Origin of the sequence: Acinetobacter sp. NEB 394, assembly GCF_013374795.1 — a bacterium.
Taxonomy (GTDB): Bacteria; Pseudomonadota; Gammaproteobacteria; order Pseudomonadales; family Moraxellaceae; genus Acinetobacter; species Acinetobacter johnsonii.
The window spans coordinates 3,358,681-3,381,750 of the sequence record NZ_CP055277.1 but is presented as its reverse complement, the minus strand read 5'-3'; the positions used below and the strand labels follow the sequence as shown (position 1 = coordinate 3,381,750).

Annotated in this window: 14 protein-coding genes and 3 pseudogenes; 15 read left to right on the top strand and 2 right to left on the bottom strand. The window is 44.2% G+C overall.

The window, feature by feature from the left end:
• Positions 1–5 precede the first annotated feature (5 nt).
• The 5 genes from ftsI (at position 6) to HUK62_RS16445 (ending at position 6,747) form a co-directional block, all read left to right on the top strand.
• A complete protein-coding gene (gene ftsI / locus HUK62_RS16465) occupies positions 6–1,829 on the top strand; it encodes a penicillin-binding protein PBP3 (protein WP_010327652.1) in 1,824 nt (607 codons plus the stop codon).
• 7 nt (positions 1,830–1,836) lie between these two features.
• Positions 1,837–3,333 carry a UDP-N-acetylmuramoyl-L-alanyl-D-glutamate--2,6-diaminopimelate ligase gene (locus HUK62_RS16460; protein ID WP_005401359.1) on the top strand — a complete coding sequence of 499 codons (1,497 nt, stop codon included), beginning with the start codon at positions 1,837–1,839 and terminating at the stop codon, positions 3,331–3,333.
• 9 nt (positions 3,334–3,342) lie between these two features.
• Complete coding sequence (gene murF / locus HUK62_RS16455) at positions 3,343–4,752, top strand: UDP-N-acetylmuramoyl-tripeptide--D-alanyl-D-alanine ligase (protein WP_005401358.1); 1,410 nt, start codon at positions 3,343–3,345, stop codon at positions 4,750–4,752.
• The gene (gene mraY / locus HUK62_RS16450) at positions 4,753–5,871 is read left to right on the top strand and encodes a phospho-N-acetylmuramoyl-pentapeptide-transferase (protein ID WP_004691502.1); all 1,119 of its coding nucleotides are present in this window, start codon (positions 4,753–4,755) and stop codon (positions 5,869–5,871) included.
• 69 nt (positions 5,872–5,940) lie between these two features.
• Complete coding sequence (locus tag HUK62_RS16445; protein WP_039890567.1) at positions 5,941–6,747, top strand: putative RNA methyltransferase; 807 nt, start codon at positions 5,941–5,943, stop codon at positions 6,745–6,747.
• 31 nt (positions 6,748–6,778) lie between these two features.
• Here HUK62_RS16445 and ponA read toward each other — a convergent pair whose 3' ends face one another.
• Complete coding sequence (gene ponA, locus HUK62_RS16440; RefSeq protein ID WP_005401356.1) at positions 6,779–9,307, bottom strand: penicillin-binding protein PBP1a; 2,529 nt, start codon at positions 9,305–9,307, stop codon at positions 6,779–6,781.
• Positions 9,308–9,473: 166 nt separating this feature from the next.
• Between ponA and HUK62_RS16435 the strand changes: the two are divergent.
• From HUK62_RS16435 to HUK62_RS16415, 5 genes and pseudogenes are all read left to right on the top strand, one after another.
• Positions 9,474–10,532 (top strand): annotated as a pseudogene (locus tag HUK62_RS16435) (pilus assembly protein PilM).
• The gene (locus HUK62_RS16430) at positions 10,532–11,188 is read left to right on the top strand and encodes a PilN domain-containing protein (protein ID WP_005401354.1); all 657 of its coding nucleotides are present in this window, start codon (positions 10,532–10,534) and stop codon (positions 11,186–11,188) included. Before HUK62_RS16435 ends, HUK62_RS16430 begins: the two are co-directional and overlap by 1 nt.
• Positions 11,185–11,922, top strand: a complete 738-nt coding sequence (locus HUK62_RS16425; RefSeq protein WP_005401353.1) for a type 4a pilus biogenesis protein PilO — start codon at positions 11,185–11,187, stop codon at positions 11,920–11,922. Before HUK62_RS16430 ends, HUK62_RS16425 begins: the two co-directional genes overlap by 4 nt.
• Positions 11,922–12,449 (top strand): pilus assembly protein PilP, encoded by a 528-nt coding sequence (locus HUK62_RS16420; protein WP_005401352.1) that lies wholly within the window; start codon positions 11,922–11,924, stop codon positions 12,447–12,449. The genes HUK62_RS16425 and HUK62_RS16420 overlap by 1 nt, the downstream gene beginning before the upstream one ends.
• A 64-nt stretch (positions 12,450–12,513) precedes the next feature.
• Positions 12,514–13,260 (top strand): annotated as a pseudogene (locus HUK62_RS16415) (AMIN domain-containing protein); the annotation flags it as partial.
• A gap of 10 nt (positions 13,261–13,270) precedes the next feature.
• Here the strand turns inward: HUK62_RS16415 and HUK62_RS16410 are convergent.
• The gene (locus HUK62_RS16410; RefSeq protein ID WP_006582413.1) at positions 13,271–14,221 is read right to left on the bottom strand and encodes an IS481 family transposase; all 951 of its coding nucleotides are present in this window, start codon (positions 14,219–14,221) and stop codon (positions 13,271–13,273) included.
• A gap of 71 nt (positions 14,222–14,292) precedes the next feature.
• Here HUK62_RS16410 and pilQ point away from each other — a divergent pair.
• The 5 genes and pseudogenes from pilQ to gltB form a co-directional block, all read left to right on the top strand.
• Positions 14,293–15,555, top strand: a pseudogene (gene pilQ, locus HUK62_RS16405) (type IV pilus secretin PilQ); the annotation flags it as partial.
• Positions 15,556–15,643: 88 nt separating this feature from the next.
• Positions 15,644–16,126, top strand: a complete 483-nt coding sequence (locus tag HUK62_RS19140) for a shikimate kinase (protein ID WP_265937476.1) — start codon at positions 15,644–15,646, stop codon at positions 16,124–16,126.
• Between the two features lie 30 nt (positions 16,127–16,156).
• Complete coding sequence (gene aroB / locus HUK62_RS16395) at positions 16,157–17,242, top strand: 3-dehydroquinate synthase (RefSeq protein ID WP_005401349.1); 1,086 nt, start codon at positions 16,157–16,159, stop codon at positions 17,240–17,242.
• 7 nt (positions 17,243–17,249) lie between these two features.
• On the top strand, positions 17,250–18,089 hold the full coding sequence (locus HUK62_RS16390; protein WP_005401348.1) for a hypothetical protein: 840 nt from the start codon (positions 17,250–17,252) through the stop codon (positions 18,087–18,089).
• A gap of 447 nt (positions 18,090–18,536) precedes the next feature.
• Positions 18,537–23,012, top strand: a complete 4,476-nt coding sequence (gltB, locus tag HUK62_RS16385; protein ID WP_171054262.1) for a glutamate synthase large subunit — start codon at positions 18,537–18,539, stop codon at positions 23,010–23,012.
• Positions 23,013–23,070: the final 58 nt, after the last annotated feature.

The window sequence follows — 23,070 nt, the reverse complement described above, 5'->3', positions numbered from 1 at the left end:
GTAACATGGTAGAAAAGCGTAAACCCACTCGTAAAAAACAGCAAGCGGTGACTGAAAAATCGGCTCTACAGGTTGAAATGTGGCGCTTTTATCTCATGTGGGCGGTGGTTTTAGCCTGCTTTATTGCTTTGGTTGGACGTGCTTTTTACGTACAAGTCATTAATACCGAATTTTTGCAAAATAAAGCCAATGCCAATATTTTAAGAACTGAAAAAATTAAGGCCATGCGCGGTGTGATTTATGACCGTCATGGTGTGCCTTTGGCGATCAGTACGCCGATTATGAAAGTGGTGATTGACCCACGTGATTATTTTGATAATAAAAAACTATTTGATGAAATTACCGCTGAATTAGCCAAAGATCCACACAATCGTAAATTGAAGCGTCAATTACCAGACAAAAATCTAAATCTGGATGAACTGGCTGATGCCGTGGGCATGGATCGTGCGGAACTGAAGCGGAAACTCAATGAACGTCCGCGTTCGCGCTACTTGGTTTTGAAAAAAGAAGTGCCACCTCAGCAAGCCGAACTGATTGCAAAACGTGAGTTCCAAGGTGTGTATACCGAAAAGAACTACAAACGTTACTATCCGCAGCCACAACCGAATGCGCAAATTATTGGTTTGACCAACAGTGAAGGTTCGGGCATTGAAGGTTTAGAAATGCAGCTGAATCAACGCTTGTCGGGTATTGATGGTGAGCAGCAAATTGTTCGAGATAAAAAGGGCAATCGTTTTAAAGATGCCGAGGTGGTTAAAGAAGTTGAGCCGGGCGAAAATATTACGCTCAGTATTGATTCGCGCCTTCAGTACATTATGTACCGTGAACTGACCGCTGCGGGTGTAGCCAATAATGCTCGTTCTGCCACAGCAATTGCGGTCGATGTGAAAACGGGTGAAATTTTAGCGATGGCGTCGTGGCCGTCGTATAACCCGAACGATAAAAACAGTTTGTCCAATAAAGACGCCATGCGTAACCGTGGTGCGGTTGACTCTTTCGAACCGGGTTCAACCATGAAGCCTTTGACCATTTCAATGGCCTTGGAAAGCGGCAAATACATGCCGAATACTGTGGTTAATACCACTCCGGGTTCGATGCGAGTCGGCAACCACACCATTCGAGATACACATAACTATGGTCCACTGACTTTGGGTGGAATTATTCAAAAATCGTCTAACGTGGGTGTGGCTAAAATTGCTTTGTCTCTCCCTTATGCAACTTTACCGACTTTTTATAAACGTCTCGGTTTTGGTCAGCGTTCAGCTGTTAAATTCCCGGGTGAAAGTGGTGGTTTAATTCTTCCACCAAGTAAATGGAATGTATCGGAAGTGGCGACCATGGCGTATGGCTATGGCTTAAATGCGACTGTGCTGCAAATGGTGGATGCTTATGCCATGTTGGCTAACAAAGGTGTGAAAATGCCTTTGAGTTTGTATAAGTTAGATGCGCCTCCCCGTGGTGAACAAATGATTGATCCAAAAATTGCGGATCAAGTTTTGTTGATGATGGAAACGGCAACCTTACCGGGTGGTACCGCGACTCGTGCAACCATTCCGGGTTACCGTGTAGGTGGTAAAACAGGAACCGCGCATAAGTTACGTGCTGACCGTAAAGGCTACTCAACCAATGAATATCGTGCACTTTTTGCCGGTGTTGCACCAGTCAGCGACCCGCGTTTAGCGATGGTGGTTGTGGTCGAAAACCCGCAAGGGACCTACTATGGTGGTACGGTGTCTGCGCCTGTATTTGCCCGTGTTATGCAAGAATCCTTACGTTTAATGAACGTGCCTTTAGATAAACCTTTAGATGCTCCTGTAATCAAGAGATAGGTGATGAATGTCCATTACATTTCAACAACTCTACACCGCTAACTTAAGCGCTGAATGGATGGCACAGCCATTTCAAGGTTTTGTTCTTGATAGTCGTAAAGTACAGGCAGGGCAAATTTTTATTGCGCTGACATCACTTTCACAACCTGAGAAAACAGAGCAGTTTGCGCAAATAGCCTTGGACAAAGGGGCTTTAGCAGTGGTGAGTGAAACTGAGCTTGCACTTGCAAACAGTATTGTGGTGCCGAATGTGCGTCACTTGATGGGAGGCTGGCAAAAGCAATTTTTGTTGGCCACTAGCCAAGTACAGCCTGCTCGTATTTTAGCGGTGACAGGAACCAATGGTAAAACCACCATTTCTCGTTTAGTCGCAGAACTGTTGATGCTACAAGGCAAATCATGTGCGGTAATGGGCACGACAGGTAATGGCATTTTGCCCAATTTAGAAGCATCGTCGCATACCACCTTGGATGCGCTGCATCTACAAAATGCACTACATAGCTATGCCAAGCAAGGTGCTGAATTTGCATCGATTGAAGCCTCTTCACATGGTTTGGAACAAGGCCGTTTAGCGGGCAGTGAAATTGAAATTGCTGCATATAGCAACTTAAGTCGCGACCATTTGGACTACCATGGCACGCTTGAGGTCTATGCCGAAGCTAAATCTCGCTTATTTCAATTTCCATCATTGAAAGTTGCAGTCATCAATCTGGATGATGAGCATGCTGGAGTCATGATTCAAGCGGCACAAAATAATCCAGCCCAACCGAAAATTTTAACTTATTCAACCACGCAGCCTGCAGACTATCTGGTAAAGAATATTCAATATAGCCTGACGGGTGCAAACTTTAGCTTGTGTACGGCACAGGCCGAATATCAGGTACAGAACCCATTATTGGGTCATTTTAATATTGAAAATTTGGTCGCCAGTTTAATTATGGTTGAACAAGCGGGTTTTGATTTAGCCGATGTGGTTGCTACAACAGCACAGCTCAAGGGTGCGCCAGGTCGTATGCAAGTGATTCGTGATGATGCGCGTTTGTTTGTGGTTGATTATGCGCATACGCCTGATGCTCTGGTGCAAGTCTTAAGTACGTTGAAGCGCCATGTGGAACAGCAACTCTGGGCAGTATTTGGCTGTGGTGGAGACCGCGACCGTGGCAAACGGCCACTCATGACCCAAGCAGCATTAAACGGAGCAGATGTGGTGTTGTTGACTTCAGATAACCCACGTACAGAAAATCCTGAGCAAATTTTTGCCGATATGAAAGCGGGGATTGATTTCTCAAACCGTGTGGTTCATGAAATCCATGATCGTCGTGAAGCGATTAAATTTGCCGTTCAACAGGCCCAAGCGGGTGATATTGTCGTGATTGCAGGCAAAGGTCATGAAAACTATCAAGAAATAGAGGGTGTTCGGCATTGGTTTGACGATGTCGTCGAAGTGCAATCCGCGATTGATACACAGCACCACACTACTGATTCTGCTTATCCTGCACACTAAGGAAGTCGTATGCATACCTCAACAACAAGCACAGTGCCTTTAGTGTCATGGACCGCCGCACAGTTGCTCGAAGCTACCCAAGGTTATTGGCTAAATGATCAAGCGCCAAATACTGAAATTAAACGCATTTTGACGGATTCACGTGATGCAGAAGCAGGAGATGCTTTCTTAGCACTCAAAGGCGAACGTTTTGATGCACATGCTTTTATTACGCAAGTTGCTGAACAAGGTTGCCAAGTGGCCATTGTGAGTCAGCCTATAGATGCAGAGGTTTGTCAGTTGGTGGTGCCCGATACACGTTTGGCATTGGGACAACTGGGGGCTTATCGCCGTGCACAAAACCCACAGCTAAAAGTGATTGCGCTGACGGGTAGTAGTGGTAAAACCACCACCAAAGAAATGTTAGGCAGTATTTTGTCACGTATAGCACCAACGTTGGTGACCCGTGGCAATCTGAATAATGACTTGGGTGTGCCAGTCATGTTATTGGAATTACATCCAGAGCATCAATATGCAGTGATGGAGTTGGGTGCAAGCCATCAAGGTGAAATTGACTATACTTCGAATTTGGTCCAGCCCTTGGTTGCAGGCATTATCAATATTGGTACAGCACACTTGGGTGAGTTTGGTGGACGCGATGGCATCTGCCGTGCTAAGTCTGAGATTTATGCGCATATTGCTCCAAATGGCACATCAATTGTTCCTGCAGCCGATGATTTTGCCGATAGCATTCGCCAAGCAGTGCAAACTGAACAGGTGCTCAGCTTTGGTGCGGGTGGTGAAATCTTTGCCACTGAGATTGAGTTACAGGCACAATCTGCAACGTTTAAGCTAAATACCCCGCAAGGCGTGCGTCAGGTGAATTTACCATTTGCTGGGGAGCATAATGTTCAAAATGCAACTGCTGCGGCAGCTTTTGCTTTAGCGATTGGTATTAGCTTGGATGATATTGTGCTTGGCCTTGAGCAAGCGGTCGGTGCAAAAGGGCGTTTGAACTTTATTCAACAAGGCCGTCATTTGTTGATTGATGATACCTACAATGCCAACCCAACCTCTATGCGTGCCGCTGCTGAAGTGCTTGCACAGCAAGAGGGGGTTCGAGTGATGGTGATGGGTGATATCGGTGAGCTAGGTAGCTCTGCTGCACAGCAGCACTATATGCTGGGGCGCGATTTGGTCTCAGTGAAAGGGCTGAACTTCGTGGTGGCTGTCGGTGAATTTGCACCTGCGGCACAAGAAGGTGCACGCAGCACCCAATATGGCAAAAAAATGCAGGCTTTTTTAACTCAAGAGCAGGCTTTGCCGTTCTTACTCAGTTTAATTGAAACACATCAACCCCAGTCTATGAGTTTCCTGTTTAAAGGTTCTCGTTATACCCATATGGAAACGTTGATGGCTGATTTGATGGAGAAACTCTAAATGTTGTTATGGTTGTTTGAACAACTGGCGGGCTACCATAGTTCGTTTCAGGTGGTTCGTTATTTAACATTGCGTTCTTTGCTCAGTGTTTTAACCGCACTGACCATTGGTCTAGTGCTCGGTCCTGTGATGATTCGCAAGTTGCAAGCACTCAAATATGGTCAAGCCGTGAGTTCATATGCTCCTGAAAATCATGCCAAAAAAATGGGCACACCAACCATGGGTGGTGTGTTGATCTTACTCTCAATTGGTATCTCCACACTGTTGTGGGCAGATTTATCCAACCCTTATGTATGGATTGTCTTGGCAGTGATGGTGATTTTTGGTGCAGTGGGTTGGGCCGATGACTGGATCAAGATTCGCTATAAAGACAATGCAGGCTTACCTGCCCGTAAAAAGTTCTTTTGGACGTCGCTTGCATCATTGGGCGCAGGTATTGCGCTATATGTAATTGCGCAACAACAGAGCAATCCTGTGCATACCGCAAATATGCTGGATCTGCTGATTCCATTTTTTAAAGATTTAAGTATTCCTTTGTCGGTGATTCCGTTGGGTATTGGTTTTATCATTTTCACCTATTTGGTAATTAATGGTGCATCAAATGCCGTGAACCTGACCGATGGTTTGGACGGTTTAGCGATTATGCCTGTAGTGCTTGTTGCAGCGGGTTTAGGTGTATTTGCATATTTGGCTGGTGATGTCCGTTTTGCCAATTATTTACATATTCCTTATGTGCGCTTTGCTTCTGAGTTGGTGGTGATTTGTGCAGCCATGATTGGCGCGGGTCTAGCCTTCCTCTGGTTTAATGCACACCCTGCACAGGTTTTTATGGGCGATGTGGGCGCATTATCATTGGGTGCAATGCTCGGTACAATTGCGGTCATGGTTCGTCAGGAAATTGTCTTTGCCATTATGGCTGGTGTGTTTTTGGTCGAAGCGATTTCAGTCTTCTTGCAAATTGGTTCCCTCAGAATGCGCAATAAACGGGTATTCCTGATGGCACCATTACACCACCATTATGAGAAAAAAGGCTGGCGTGAAACCCAAGTGGTGATTCGTTTTTGGATTATCACAATTATGCTGGTAGTTTTAGGTCTAATGACCTTAAAATTGCGTTAAGCAAAAGTATGAAAAGAGTCGGTATTTGCCGGCTTTTTTTATGCCTGAGGTAAGGTCTTGGAGAAAATAATGAATCTGCTCATGTGTCCTGTGTGTCGTGAGGCTTTAACTTTAAACGAAAGAACATGGCGCTGTGCGAATTCACATAGTTATGATGTGGCGAAACAAGGCTACGTCAATTTGCATGTCGTTCAACACAAGCACAGCAAAAATCCGGGGGATACGCGTGAGTCGGTACAAGCCCGCCGTGCCTTCTTAAGTGCAGGTCATTACGCGCCTTTACAGCAAGCAGTGATCAATAAGGTACGTGAGTTACGTATTGAAAATTTACTCGATATTGGTTGTGGTGAAGGCTATTACACCGATGCAATGCAGTCGGAGGTACTGCAATGTGTCGGTGTAGATATTGCAAAAAATGCAGTGCAAGTGGCTGCGAAAATCAATAAAAATATCACGTGGGTAGTGGGTACAGGAGCAACTTTACCCGTGTTGGATCAATCGATTGATTTATGTAGTAGTTTGTTTAGCCCGATTCCAATACAAGAGATTTTAAGGGTACTCAAACCGCAAGGATATTTGTTGGTGGTGACGCCTGCGCCTCAGCATTTATATGCCATGCGTGAGGCTTTGTTCGAAGAGGTGAAGCCGCATGAACCGAGCAAATTTGTAGAGCAGTTGAGTGATGCGTTTGATTTGGTGAGTGATGATGTTGTTGATGCTGATCTTAAGCTTAATCAGCAGGACTTAAAAAACCTGATTGCCATGACACCTTATGCCTATAAGGCGAAACAAGAGCGCCGTGAAGCTTTAGAGGCTCAAACAGCTTTTGAACTACAGGCACAGTATCAAATTTTACTGTTTCAGAAAAAAGCATAAGTATAAAAAAGCCCGCAGATGCGGGCTTTTATTATTGGACTTGATCAATCAAATGATCGAGCGCATCCGATTTAGGTTTTGGTTGTTCTTTGGGTGCTTGCATGGTGGGTGGGGTGCTGTTCTTTGGAACCAGCGTTTCCTCTTCACCCGGCAAATCATCAAAGTCATGCTCAGGAGCACGTGGAACTACCACCGGTGCAGGGCGATACAACGGCTGCGCCAAAGGTGGGGTTGGGCCTAAGTTACTCTGAGGTGTTTCTTTCTGATGGCGTTGAATCGGTGCTTTGGCTTTGGCATCGAGTTGAACCCACGCCGAAGGCGTGCCTTGTAAGGCTTTGCCCATGAAGTCCGTCCAAATTGGAAGCGCAGCCACACCGCCGTATTCGCGGCGTCCTAAAGTTGTTGGTTGGTCGAAACCAACCCACGCTACAGTGACCAATTTGCCATTAAAGCCGGCAAACCAAGCATCTTTTGCATCATTGGTGGTTCCTGTTTTACCGCCCAAGTCATCTCGTCCAATACGCAGCGCAGCACGGCCTGTACCATGTTGAATCACGTCTTTTAAAATATTCGCCATATCATAAGCAGAGCTAGATTTTAAAATACGTTGCGCTTGACGATAGTCACTGTTGATCTCAACAGGATTTGCCGATTTTTCAGCAGGGTTCAGCTCTTGGTTGGTGACTTCAATTACTTCATCATCAGGCGTGATGGTGTCAGCAGACTGAGGCTTTGATTCTTGTTGAGAGATACAACTGATACATGCATATTCAGGGTTGTTCTGATAAATGATCTTGCCATAGGCATCTTCAATACGATTAATGAAGTGCGGTTGAATACGATAACCGCCATTGGCAAAGGCTGAGTATCCAGTAGCCATTTGAATTGGTAAAACCTGAGGTGTTCCGAGTGCAATCGTGTAGTTGCGTGGAATCTGTTCATCAGTTAAGCCGAAGTCCATGAACAATTGGCGTGTACGTTCAATGCCCACGGTTTGCAGGAGTCGAACTGACACGGTGTTACGCGATAAATAGAGTGCACGACGCAGGGGAATCATGCCTAAATAGCGGCCATCGGCATTGCGTGGTGACCATTTCCCAATCGTGATTGGGCTGTCATTGACCATGCTATACGGTGTCATACCGCGCTCTAAAGCGAGTGCATAGACAAAGGGTTTAATAATTGAACCTGGTTGGCGCCAGCCTTGGGTGGTTCGGTTAAATTTAGATTGATAAAAATTATAACCACCAACCAGTGCTTCTACAGCGCCATTGTTTGGGTTAAGTGCAATCAGTTGGCCCTGAACTTTAGGCAGTTGCACCAAAGCCCATGAGGTTTTGTTGTCATTGGGGCGCAGACGTACGATGTCTTTCACTTTAACAATTTGAGATGCTCTTGATGGTGTACCGCCTACGGCATTCGCGTTGCGATAAGGACGTGTCCAAGACATGCCAGACCATGGCACGGTTACTGTTGAGCCATCTTGCATTAAGGCATCAAAACTATTTTGATTCACACGGGTGACTTCGGCAGGGAAGGTATTGGCAAAAGCACTAAAGCTACTTAAGGGTTTGTCATGGGCTTCCGCACCACGCCAACCATGACGACGGTCATAGGCTTCTAAACCATCTTGTACCGCTTGTTCGGCATAGGCTTGGCGTTCGCTGTTGATGGTGGTGTAAACCTTATAACCAGAGTCAATCGCGTGCTCGCCGAACTTTTCAATCAGTTCGCTACGGACCATTTCACCGATGTAGGGAAATCGGTTGCTTACCCCGCGGTCAGGCATATCGAGGTTAATTGGTTCTGCAATGCCTTTTTCATATTGGCTTTGGTTAATGTAGCCTAGCTGGAGCATACGACCCAAAATCCAGTTACGACGTTCTAAAGCACGTTCGGGGTTGACCACTGGATTGTATTTAGACGGCGCTTTAGGCAGACCTGCAATCATTGCCATTTGCGCAATGCTGAGTTCATCTAAGCTTTTGTTGTAGTAGATTTTAGCTGCCGCTGCGATACCGTAGGCATTTTTACCTAAGAAAATCTTATTGACATAGAGGGTTAAGATTTCCTCTTTCGTCAAATTTTGTTCAATTTTTCGGGCTAGAAAAACCTCAGTCAATTTACGTTTTAATGTACGCTCGGGACTGAGATAATAGTTTTTTGCCACTTGCATGGTGATGGTCGAGCCACCCGTTTGGACATTTGAGCCAGTAATACTTTCACTGACTGCACGTCCTAAACCTTTAAAACTGATACCACTATGCTCAAAAAAAGAAGAATCTTCCGCCGCTAAGAAGGCATGAATAAAACTTCGTGGGATCTGATCGTAATCTACGGGTACAGATAGCTTGCCACCGTATTCCGAAATGAGTTGGTTATCCGCACTATAAACTTGTAAAGGTTTTAGTAATGGCGCCTTTTTTAGAGTTGTCATTTGCGGCAAAGATGGGGCAATATAGAGATACATGCCATAAAAACCCATTGGAATTGAGACCAACATTATAATAATGATCAAAAAAAATGGATGAACACGGCCCGAACAAGATAGCTTTTTCATAACAAGTAAGTTTTAATAAGAGCTAATGGCAAACTAATTAGCGGTCAGTATATCCTGTACACATACGGAATGTTAGATGAGTTATTGTATCCGTATAAAATTATAGACGCGGACTAATTAGTGGGTTACTTTTTTTGGGGGATAAAAAAATAATAGGAATGATACTGTGCTCAGGTTATATCGTAAGCCAAGTAAGGGGTTAATAGGAGTAGATATTAGTTCGACTTCTGTTAAGGTATTGGAACTTTCTGTTAAAAACAATCGGTATTGGGTGGAGAGCTATGCACTAGTCCCATTACCAGAAGGAAGTGTGGTCGAAAAAAATATATTGAATCCAGAAGCAGTTGGTGATGCCCTTGAGCGTGCGGTAAATTTGGCCAATGTTCAATCGACAGACGTAGCGCTGGCAGTTCCGACTTCCATGGTGATTACTAAAATCATTGAAATGGATGCCGATATGAACGATGACGAACGTGAAATTCAGATTCGTGATGATGCTGAGCAATATATTCCATTCCCATTAGATGAGGCGAGTTTGGACTTTGAAGTCCTTCCAGACCGTTTACCAATCCAAATCGTGTCAATGTACTCCTCGTTGCAACCCGCATTGAAAATGTAGAGGCACGTGCCGAAGCATTGGAGTTGGGCGGTTTAACGCCTAAGATTGCCGATGTTGAAAGTTTCGCCATTGAAAATGCATTCAAAGTCTTTTCAGATACGCTTCCAATGGGCGTAAATACCGTTGGGATTTTAGACATTGGTCATACCATGACCACCTTGTCCGTTATGGGAAATAATAAAGTCATTTATACGCGTGAGCAGGTGTTCGGGGGGGAAACAACTGACCCAGGAAATTCAAAACCGTTATGGTTTATCTTTTGCGGAAGCAGGGCGTGCCAAAAAAAGCCGTACTTTGCCTGATGATTATGATATTGAAGTCCTTGAGCCATTTCTTGAAGCTTTAGTGGAGCAAGCTGCACGCTCTATGCAGTTCTTCTTTGCGTCCTCTCAATTTAATGAGATCGACCATATTTTATTGGCAGGGGGGAATGCTAATATTCCAGGACTGGCGAAGTTATTACAACAAAAATTAGGTTATCGGGTCACCATTGCCAACCCATTTTTACAGATGGGCTTTTCTCCACAAATCGACATTAAAAAAATTGAAAATGATGCTTCATCACTCATGGTGGCATGTGGATTGGCATTGAGGAGTTTTGATTAATGGCAAAAATAAACCTACTCCCTTGGCGTGATGCGTTAAGAGAGAAACGAAAAAAAGAATTTATTGCCTATTGTGTTGGGGCTGCATTAGTTGGGGTTTTAGCTGTTGCTTTGGCGTGGTTTTTTTACAGTCAAAAACTTGAAGATCAAGAACAAGCCAATCAGTTGGTGGTGAGTACCAATCAAAACTTAGATGTCCAATTAAAGTCATTGGAAGGTTTGCAAGAACAGCGAAATGCGATTGTTGAACGGATGAAGTTGATCCAAGGCTTGCAAGGTCAACGTCCTGTGGCTGTGCGTTTGGTCGATGAAATGGTACGTGTTACACCGAGTAATATGTACATTACTAAGTTTGTGCGTACAGGTGATAAATTTACCATTGAAGGTAAAGCGGAAAGCCCGAATACAGTTGCGGAATTCTTACGTAATCTCGAAGCATCTGCGTGGTATCGCAATGCCTTTATGAATTCATTCTTGGTTGCTGAAGAGAAAAAAGATAAAGCACCAAGTTCTATCGTGCCACGTGTTGAAGAAACCTATGGCACCTTTGTGGTCACGGCAGATTTAGATGAGATTGCACAGCCAGTAGCGCCTGATGCGACTACACCTGAAGCCGCAAGCACAGTTAATAATTCAACAGCGGGGGCAGCACAATGAGTCGCGATGAATTTGAAGAATTAACATCAGAAAACCATGCTGTAGCCAAGAAAAAAATGACGGTTGATAAATTTTTTCAACAGTTTAATACCTTAGATCCAAACAATTACGGTAGTTGGCCCTTTTCAGTCAAATTGACTTGTTGGATCTTTATCATTTTAGTGATTGGGGCATTGGGTTATTTTGTCGTGATTAAGCCGAAGCTTGATGCGATTTCAAATGCACATGCACAAGAACAAAATTTACTGAATGAGTTTCGTGAAAAAGATTCAAAATTACGTAATTTGCAGCAATATCAAGTGCAATTGCAAGAAATGGAAGCCAATTTTAATCAGCAGTTAGAACAGCTGCCGAAAGAAACTGAAATTCCTGGCTTGGTTGAAGATATCAACGTGAGCGGCGTAAATTCTGGATTAAAGTTTAAAAATATTCGTTTAGAACCAGAAATTCGCCAAGAGTTCTTTATCGAACAGCCGATTTCCATTGAAGCGACGGGTGATTATCATTCTTTTGGTTCATTTGTCAGTGGAATTGCAGCTTTACCGCGTATTGTTACCTTGCATGACTTCGATATCTCAGCATCAAGTAACAATGATAAAAAGACGGATATTCCGCAAATTTCATATAGTGTAAAAGCGAAAACCTACCGTTATGTCGGGGCAACGGCTACAACGGATGTTGATGTAAAAGATACAAAAAATGATAAGAAAGCCGATGCGGGAGGTGCCAAGTAATGAAACATCAAAACCTCTTACTTAGTCTCTGCGTAGGACTATTCCTTGTCGGTTGTGATTCACGTATTGATGCGGTCAATATGCAAATGGCTGAAATTCGCAATCAGCCACCATTGCCGATTGAGCCAGCGCCAGATTTCCCACCTGTACCGACCTTTAACTATGCTGCGCACCAATTAAAGAGCCCGTTTATGCCAAGCTCTTTAGCGGCTGAACTGAAGATTATGGCTGGAAAGCGTGTCTATCTAAACCTATCGCGCCAATTACAACCCTTGGAAAGTTATGCGATTGAATCGCTTAACATGAAAGGAAGCATGCGCGGACAAAATGGACAAATTTTGGCGTTGATTCAAACACCGGATGGTGAAATTGAACGCGTGCAGCGTGGTAGTTATTTGGGGATGAATCATGGTCGTGTGATTAATATCACCGCTACACAAATTGATTTGATTGAAATTATTCTGGATGGGCGTGAGGGCTATGTCGAGCGCCCGAGAAGCCTAGTATTAATTGGGCCGGCGCCTTAAAAAAGGAAAAGGAATAAAAATGAAAAATAGTGCTAAAGATTTTATATTTGGGGATGGCAATACGATGAACCATATGTTCCGTCAGTTTTCAATGGGTGCAATTGCAATGGCGGTGATGCAGGCTGCAAGTGCGCAAGTCAGTATTACGAATATTGTGCCGATGCAAATTCCGGGACAGGGAACAGAAATTCGTGTCATGTTCAACGGTTTGCCACCACAGCCGCAAGCCTATCAGTTGGAACAGCCATCACGTTTGGTTTTGGATTTTGATAAAGCGCAGCAGAGCTTAAAACAAGGCAGTATTGCGGTGGCAACGGCTGAAGCAAGTACAGTAGATGTAACTTCAGCTGCGCAGCGTTCACGTTTAACTGTAAATTTGGCTGATGCTGGTGCATTTACTACACGTGTTGAAGGTAATACTTTTATTCTGAAAATTAACTCAGCGAACCCAGCGCTAGCAACACCTGTTGCTGCAGCGCGTTCAGAGCAAGGTATTTCAAATATTGGATTCCAACGTGGTTCAGACGGCGAAGGCCAAGTTGTCATTGATTTAAAAGGTAGCAATACCCCTGTCGATGTGAAACAACAAGGCAGTAAAATTGTGGTGCGCGTTTTGGGGAATAAAATTCCTGCCCACTTATCGCGCCGTCTCAATGTGAATGATTTCGCAACGCCTGTATCGACCACTGATGCACAAAATGATGGCAGTAACGGCCTGATCACGATCCAATCGAATGGCAGTTTTGAATATATGGCTTATCAGGCAGAAGATAAGCTCACCATTAGTTTAAAGCGTCCTGAAGATAAAAATCCAATGAAGCCTAGGTGTTTAGTCCCGGCATTTGATGGATCGGATCAATTTTAAAAAGTTCAGGTTCATCTGTCCACTGTTTGCAGATGAATTCGTAGGGAGTCAGGCCCCTGAGTGTTTTGAGTCTGCGGCCGAAGTTGTATGCAGCAATAAAATCAGCAAGGTGAATGCATAGCTGAGTGTGATCGTCGTAATGGAACCGTTTGACAGTAGCTTCTTTAATCGTTCGGTTCATCCTCTCGACCTGTCCATTGGTCCATGGATGCTTAACCTTGGTAAGACGATGTTCAATGCCACATTCAGTACAAACCCGATCAAAGATGTGCTCAGAGGCGTAGCGATCACAGGTGCGGTTCGTGAACTGGATGCCGTTATCTGTTAGCACCGTATGGATTCTATAGGGCACAGCCTTAACCAGATTGCGCATGAACTCCGCGGCTGCCATCTTACTGGCTTTAGTATGCAATTCAGTGAACGCAAACTTGGAAGTGCGATCAATGGCAACGAAGAGATAAAGCTTACCCTGTGCTGTTTGCATCTCAGCGATGTCGATATGAAAGTAACCAATGGGGTAGCTCTTGAAGCGCTTCCTGACAGGGCGATCACCTTGTACCTCAGGCAGTCGTGAAATACCATGCCGCTGTAAGCAGCGGTGTAACGACGAGCGTGTCAGATAAGGAATACTCGGCTGCAATGCATAAAGGCAATCGTCTAGCGGCAACAAAGTGCGTTTTCGAAAAGCAACAATTGCCGCCTCATCTTCAGGCGATAACACGCTTGAGCGAGGATTCTTTGGGCCGGTTGTAAGATCATCTACTGAAGTACGTTTCTTCCATTTTGCGACGGTCTTTTGATTGATGCCGTAACGCTTGGCTAGCGTTCTTAAGCTCTCTTGACTATTTTGTATTGCTCGACGCACTGCCTGTGTCGTTGTGGCGCTGCTGTGTAGAACTTGTCCCATAGTGCTTCCTTCCATTTATCTGAGAATATTGCACCATTAAAATCTGGGACTAAACACCTAAAGCACCAAGTGCTTATACGGGCAAAAAGATTTCTTTAGATTTCCAAGATATTGAAGTACGCCGTGTATTACAGCTCTTAGCTGATTTTACAGGCATTAACATGGTGGCCTCGGATACGGTACAAGGTAATATTACCTTGCGCCTTAAAGATGTACCTTGGGATCAGGCACTTGATATCATAATGAAAACCAAGAATTTGGATAAGCGACGCAATGGTAATGTGATTTGGATTGCACCTGTAGCTGAGCTGATTAAATCTGAGGAAGAAGAGGCGAAAGCCATCGCGCAAAGTATTAAGCTTTCACCTATTCAAACCGATTATATTCAATTGAGTTATGCTAAATCGGCGGATGTACTGAAGTTATTGGAGGACTCTCGTGATAGTAAAGGAGGTGAGTCGAACCGAACAGCGGGTTCAGACTCCTTAGCTTTGGAAAGTTTATTGAGTGCTCGTGGTAGTGCGGTTTCTGATTCGCGTACCAATACTTTAATTATTAATGATAGGCAGCAAAATATTGACAAGATTCGTCGCATGATTGACTTGCTGGATGTCGCAGTTAAACAGGTGATGGTCGAAGCCCGTATTGTAACGGCGTCAACAGATTTTTCTCGCGAATTGGGGATTAAGTGGAGCGCGAAGAAGCTGGGCAATAGCCCAGTATGGGGCGGAGATTTCCAGCCAAGTTTTGATTTGGGGGTGGATTTAGCAACAAACACGGCTGGTACGTTTAACTTTGGTTTACTGAAGATCTCAGATTATATGTTAAACCTTGAGTTAAGCGCACTTCAAGCGGATGGTCATGGTGAAGTGTTATCAGCACCTAAAGTACTGACTGGTGATAAACAGAAAGCCTATATCTTGCGTGGTACAGAGATTCCTTATCAAACATGGAGTGCGACGGAAGGCTTAAAAACCGAATTCCGTGCGGCTAACTTAAAGTTAGAGGTGACTCCAAGTATCACCCCTGATGGTAAAGTTCAAATGGCGCTAAAAATTGAAAAAGATACAGTTGGTACACTAACATCAGTAGGGTATTTAATTAATACAAATGAACTTGAAACTAATGTTTTGGTTGATGATGGTGAAACAGTCGTACTTGGCGGTATTTTTGATGACATTAAGCAAAATCAATATGAGAAAGTTCCATTTTTTGGGGATTTGCCTGTAGTGGGTGCTTTATTTAAAAATAACACCAGATCTAGTGCGCAAACTGAGTTATTGATTTTTGTGACACCACGAATTGTTAATGACAGTGTTTCAAGAAATCATTAATATATTTTTAATTTGAACAAATCTAAAAGGTGACTCCTTGCCAAGCAAAGAGTTTGAAACCCTACCAAATATTTATTTGGTAGGGCCTATGGGGGCTGGAAAAACAACGGTAGGACGACATTTAGCTGAACTGTTAGGACGAGAGTTTCTTGATAGCGATCATGAGATTGAGCGTAAAACAGGGGCAACGATTCCATGGATCTTTGAAAAAGAGGGCGAGCTTGGATTTCGTAGTCGTGAAACGGTTGTAATCGATGAGTTAACCTCTCGACCCAACTTGGTCTTGGCCACAGGTGGTGGGGCGGTGACTCAGGCTCCAAATCGCGCATTTCTCAAACAACGTGGTATTGTTGTTTATCTTTATACTCCTGTAGAGATTCAACTACAGCGAACCTATCGTGATAAAAATCGTCCACTGCTTCAAGTGGAGAATCCTGAACAAAAGTTAACTGACTTGCTCAGCGTTCGAGATCCTTTATATCGTGAAGTTGCCCATTATATTATTGAGACCAATCAAGGGGCTGCACGTGATCTTGCGCAGCGTATCTTAAACTTGATTCTTTTAAAGTAGTTTTGATTCAGTTTTGAAGTGATTTGATCCATGCAAACCTTATATGTTGAACTTGGCGAACGCCGTTACCCGATCTTTATTGGTAGTGATTTAGATCCAAACGCTTTACTTGAGCCGTATATTCATGGTCGCCAAGTGATGATTGTGAGTAATGAAACGGTCGCGCCTTTGTATTTAGCGCGTTACGTGGCAGCAATTGAAGCGTTGGGAAAAACAGTTGCAACCTGTATTTTGCCTGATGGAGAAAAATATAAGAATATTGAGCACCTCAACCTGATTTTTGATGCATTGCTAGCGTCAGGCTTCAACCGTGATTGTACAGTTTTAGCTTTAGGTGGTGGTGTGATTGGAGATATGGCGGGCTTTGCTTCAGCATGCTTCCAGCGTGGGGTCTATTTTATTCAGGTGCCAACGACACTTCTTTCACAGGTTGATTCGAGTGTTGGTGGTAAAACAGGGATTAATCATCCGCTGGGTAAAAACATGATCGGGGCATTTCAACAACCGCAAGTGGTCTTGGCGGATATGTCTCAACTTAAAACGCTGCCAGCACGTGAGTTATCCGCAGGTTTGGCAGAAGTGATTAAGTACGCACTCTTGGGGGATACTGACTTTCTCACTTGGTTGGAACAACATATAGATGATTTGGTGCAGGGTGATGAAGCTGCACTGGCTGAAGCTGTGTATCGTTCTTGTGCCCATAAAGCGCGTATTGTTGCCAATGATGAAAAAGAGCAAGGTGAGCGTGCCTTATTGAATCTTGGGCATACCTTTGGACATGCGATTGAATCTTATCTAGGCTATGGTGAATGGCTCCATGGTGAAGCTGTGGCAACAGGTATGGTGATGGCAGCAGATTTATCGCAGCGTATGGGATGGATCAGTGCAGAAGATTTGGCGCGTACAAAAAATATCATTCAACGCGCGAATTTACCGATAGTATGTCCGCAGATTCCCCTCGATGACTTTTTGGCGTATATGGCTCATGATAAAAAAGTCTTGAACGGGCAACTGCGTTTGGTTTTGATGCAAGCGGTAGGACAGGCCATCATTACCAAAACATTTGATGTAGAATTGATGAAACAGGCGATTTTAGCCAACCAAGAGCAGGCATAACTTTATTATGGCAACAACCCTTCGAACCCAGTGGCAGACAAAGCAAAATTATATTTGGCTTGCATTCGGAGGGGTATGCTTGTTTGGCGCCTTAGTCTTTTGGGCCATTACAGATCAAGAGACTGTGGTTGAAGTTGAAAAAAAAGCTGAATCTGAAGTTGAGTTACAAATTCAGCCAGAAAAAGTCGCAACAACCGCACATTTAGGTTCATTCCTCGATGAAGTAAAACCTTTGGATATGACGACACGTGTTGTAGCAATCGCGCAGCATGAAGCTGAATTCCGTGGGACCAAATTTATTCAGGAAAATAAAAAGAACAGTGCAGTTGAGTTGTTTAGAGTTTCAGAAGAGGCGATTATTAAGCGCTTTTTGCAAAGACAATCTGATCGTCAAGCGTTTAGTTACTTAAGACTGACGGGTGAAAACCAAATTGAGCAATATGTGCTGATCTATGGTGTGTATAAAAATGCCAATGAGGCGCAAAAGGCATTGGCGGATTTAAAACTGACGTTGCCGAAGTCGGTGCAACCCAAAGTTGAAAAAATTGAAAGCTATGCTGAATATGTCAATGATCTCGGTTCTGATGAACTTGGACTTAGCAATAAGCTCTATGCCGTGCAGTTGAAACCAGCCGCTGTGCCTGTGATTGATGAAGCTACGCTTGCTGCGCGTCAACAAGCGGCACGTGCAGCAGTTGAACAAAATAAACAATCGACCACATCGACAACGGTTACTCGTCGTGATGCGGATGGAAATGTGGTTGATGTGCAAAAGTCACAAACGACCGTAGAGAATGCGCCACAAAATAAAACAAATGAACCTGAAGTGACCGACCCATTTAATTAAAATTGGATCATTATGGCGCATCAAAAAATGTAAATTCCATATGTGCACAGATATGGTGCAATAAATGGATTATCCTCGAACTAGTTTTTTACGTAAAAAACACAAACCTAATAAAACTAAAGCGCTTAACACACAAAATAAATAATTGGCATAAAACTTGCTTTAATGGTGCATGAATTGAGTTGATGTCACTGTTTTGGCGCAAAAAAGATTCGATTTATGAGCGAAATAGTAGCGGCCAAGTGCCTTATAAAAGTGCGTGACTGCTGCATACATTTTTTCAATTAAGACATGCATAAAGACGAAAATCAGTCTATCTTGGGTGTGAAGAAAAAATGCTGTACTTCAATCAGAATCTGAATATGAGTCAATTGAACGAATCGGCAAGAAGTAATTAGATTGTTAGACGCCCGACAGGGCCTGTAGAAAGAAGGGTACGCTATGCACATGCCATCGCCTAATACTGTAGCTCCCGCTCAAGGTTTATACCAACCGGATGAGTTTAAAGATAACTGTGGTTTTGGTTTAATCGCCCATATGCAGGGTGATGCAAGCCATGATCTTGTCAAGACTGCTATGCACAGTCTGAGCTGTATGACCCACCGCGGTGGTATTGCTGCAGATGGTAAGACAGGGGATGGTTGCGGTTTACTCTTAGCAATGCCAAAACAGTTTTTCCGTGAAGAAGCGAAAAAACTCAGTGATATTACACTCAGTGAAGTTTTTGCTGTCGGCACGGTGTTTTTAAGCCTCGATCCAGCAATTGCAGCACATGCAAAACAAATTCTAACTAAAGAAATTGAATCTGAAGGCTGTCGAGTATTGGCGTGGCGTGTGATTCCGACCAATAACGATGCTTTAGGTTCGATTGCGATGCAGTCACTTCCTGCATTTGAGCAAATTATTGTGAACTGCCCAATGGGTGTGTCTGAAGTTGAGTTTAACCGTAAACTCTTCTTGGCACGCCGCCGTGCAGAACAGCAGCTTACTAATGACCCTTCATTTTATGTAACCACATTATGTTCAACAGTGATTAGCTATAAAGGCTTGATGATGCCTGAAGCGATTGCTGACTTCTACACAGACTTGGCAGACCCACGTCTTGAGTCACATATTGTGGTGTTCCACCAACGTTTCTCGACCAATACATTGCCGCGTTGGCCTTTGGCTCAGCCATTCCGTTATCTTGCACACAATGGTGAAATTAATACCATTACTGCGAACCGTAACTGGGCGATGGCGCGTACGCCAAAGTTTGAAAACCCATTATTGCCTGGTTTAACTGAGCTCAATCCAATCGTGAACCGTACTGGCTCGGATTCTTCAAGCTTAGATAACATGCTTGAAATTCTTGTGGGCGGCGGTATGGACTTGTTCCGTGCACTGCGTATGTTGGTTCCTCCAGCATGGCAGAACGTGGAAACTTTAGATGCTGATTTACGTGCATTCTATGAGTTTAACTCGAAGCATATGGAAGCGTGGGATGGTCCTGCTGGTCTCGTGATTCAAGATGGTCGTCATGCGATTTGTATGTTGGACCGTAACGGTTTACGTCCAGCACGTTGGGTGATTACCAAAAATGGTTACATCACACTGGCGTCTGAAATTGGTGTATGGGGCTACGAGCCTGAAGATGTAATTTCTAAAGGTCGTGTCGGTCCAGGTCAAATCCTAGTGATTGATACCTTCACAGGTAAAATGCTCGACACTAAAGATGTCAGCACGCATTTGAAAAAAATGCGTCCTTACCGTGAATGGTTACGTGAAAACTCAGTTCGTGTACAAGGTAGTCCAGAGCTTGAAGAATATTTATGTGATCAAGGCTTAAAAGGCGACGACCTTAAAGCATCACAAAAAATGTTTATGGTGACCTTTGAAGAACGTGATCAATTGCTTCGTCCAATCGCTGAAAGTGGTCAGGAAGCAGTGGGTTCAATGGGTGATGATACGCCAATGGCAGTTTTGTCTCGCCAAGTACGTCATGTGTCGGATTACTTCCGTCAACAGTTTGCTCAGGTCACCAACCCACCAATCGACCCATTACGTGAATCGATTGTGATGTCATTGGAAACGTGTTTAGGTCGTGAGCAAAACGTTTTTGAACAAAGCCCTGAGCATGCGGATCGTTTGATCATTTCAAGCCCAGTGTTGTCAAATTCGAAAATGCATCAAATCCGTACGCTGGGTCGTAAGGGTTATGAGATTGCAGATATCGATTTAAATTATGCGGAAGATGAAGGTCTAGAAGCTGCAATTGCGCGTATCTGTGAAGAAGCAGCGCAAGCGATTCGTGACGGCAAAACCTTATTGGTGTTGTCTGATAAGAAAATTCGTCAAGGTTTCTTGCCTGCCAATGCATTGATGGCAACTGGTGCTGTGCACCATTATCTAATTAATGTCGGTTTACGTACCGATGCCAACATTATTGTTGAAACAGCACTGGCACGTGACCCGCACCAATTTGCGGTTATTCTCGGTTTTGGTGCGACAGCAATTTATCCTTACCTTGCTTATGATGTGATCAATGACTTGGTTGCAAAAGGCGAGCTATTAGGTGACCCAATTCAAGCACAAGTGAATTTCCGTAAAGGCATTGAAAAAGGCTTGTTAAAAGTCCTTTCAAAAATGGGGATTTCTACGGTTGCCTCTTACCGTGGTGGTCAGTTGTTTGAAGCGGTGGGTCTGTCTGAAGAAGTGGTTTCAAAATGCTTCACGGGTGTACCGAGCCGTATCAAAGGTGCAACCTTTATTGACCTTGAAAATGACCAAAAGAAATTGGCCGATACCGCATGGAAAACACGTAAACCAATCGATCAAGGTGGTTTGCTGAAATTTGTCTTTGATAAGGAATACCATGCGTTCAACCCAGACGTAATCAATGCTTTGCATAAATCAGTGCGTTCTGGTCAATATGCAGACTTTAAAGAATATGCTGAGCTGGTGAATAACCGTCCAGTGGCAACAATTCGCGACTTATTAAAGTTAAAAACAGATAACTCGATTGCTCTAGATCAAGTGGAGTCTGTAGAAGCGATTTTACCGCGCTTTGACTCTGCAGGCATGTCTTTAGGAGCATTGTCTCCTGAAGCGCATGAGGCGATTGCGATTGCGATGAACACCATTGGTGGTCGTTCAAACTCGGGTGAGGGCGGTGAAGATCCAGCGCGTTATGGCACCATTCGTAACTCGAAAATCAAACAGATTGCATCAGGTCGTTTTGGTGTAACACCTGCGTATTTAACCTCTGCTGAAGTCTTGCAGATTAAAGTGGCGCAAGGGGCTAAACCGGGTGAAGGTGGTCAATTACCAGGTGGTAAAGTGAATGGCTTAATTGCACGTTTACGTTATTCTGTGCCGGGAGTGACCCTCATTTCTCCACCACCGCACCATGACATTTACTCGATTGAAGATTTATCACAATTGATCTTTGACTTAAAACAAGTCAATCCTCAAGCGATGGTTTCAGTAAAACTGGTGTCTGAGCCGGGTGTAGGTACCATTGCAGCAGGTGTGGCAAAAGCCTATGCTGACTTCATTACTATTTCAGGTTATGACGGTGGTACAGCAGCCTCTCCATTGTCTTCAATTCACCATGCAGGTTCGCCTTGGGAGTTGGGTCTTTCTGAAGCGCATCAAGCACTTCGTGTCAATGACTTACGTGGTAAAGTTCGTGTTCAAACCGACGGCGGTTTGAAAACAGGTCTAGATGTGGTGAAAGCAGCCATTTTAGGTGCAGAAAGCTTTGGCTTTGGTTCTACACCAATGATTGCTTTAGGTTGTAAATACCTGCGTATTTGTCACCTGAATAACTGTGCAACGGGTGTTGCGACTCAACAAGATCATTTACGCCAAGAACATTATATTGGCGAGCCACAAATGCTCATCAACTTCTTCACCTTCATTGCTGAAGAAACACGTGAGTGGCTGGCAGCGTTGGGTGTTTCAAGCCTCAAAGACTTGATTGGTCGTACAGATTTGCTTGAAATGCTTCCAGGTGAAACGGAGAAACATGCGCACCTTGATTTGAGCGCATTACTGGAGTCACATCCTTCTGCGCAAGGTAAGGCGCAGTACTGTGAAGTTGAAGGTAACGCACCGTTTGATAAAGGCTTGCTTGCTGAGAAAATGGTTGCTGAAATGCTACCAGCAATTGAAGCTGGGACCACAGGTGAATATCACTTCACCATTGGTAACTGTGACCGTTCAATTGGTGCACGTATTTCAGGTGAGATTGCGCGTCGTTATGGCAACCTCAGCATGGAAGCGCACCCAGTGAAGATGAACTTGGTGGGTACTGCGGGTCAATCCCTCGGTGTTTGGAATGCGGGTGGTTTGCACATTCGATTAGAAGGTGATGCGAACGACTACGTGGGTAAAGGCATGGCAGGTGGTCGTGTGTCGATCTTCCCACCAAAAGGTTCACCTTTCCAAACCCAAGAAACGGCAATCATTGGTAACACCTGTTTATATGGTGCAACGGGTGGTAAATTGTTCGCAGCAGGTACAGCAGGTGAGCGTTTTGCAGTACGTAACTCGGGTGCTTTCGCTGTAATTGAAGGTGCAGGCGATCACTGTTGTGAATATATGACAGGTGGTATCGTGACTGTACTTGGTAAAGTGGGGCACAACTTCGGTGCAGGGATGACAGGTGGTTTTGCTTACGTTCTTGACCTTGATAATGACTTCGTTGATCATTACAACCACGAACTGATTGAGCTGAATCGTATTTCGACTGAATCGATGGAAGAACATAAAGAGTTCTTAAGCCGTATCTTAGATGAACACATTGCTGAGACTGGTAGTGCTTGGGCGTACAAGATCCGTAACGAGTTTGATTTCTACAGTCGTAAATTCTGGTTGGTGAAACCGAAAGCTGCCAACTTACAGACTTTGTTGAAAACCACTCAAGCTGATCCACAATAATTCCACTACTGCTGATACATAGGCAGGTGCAGACGATAGATAAACGGGCTGCACCTAC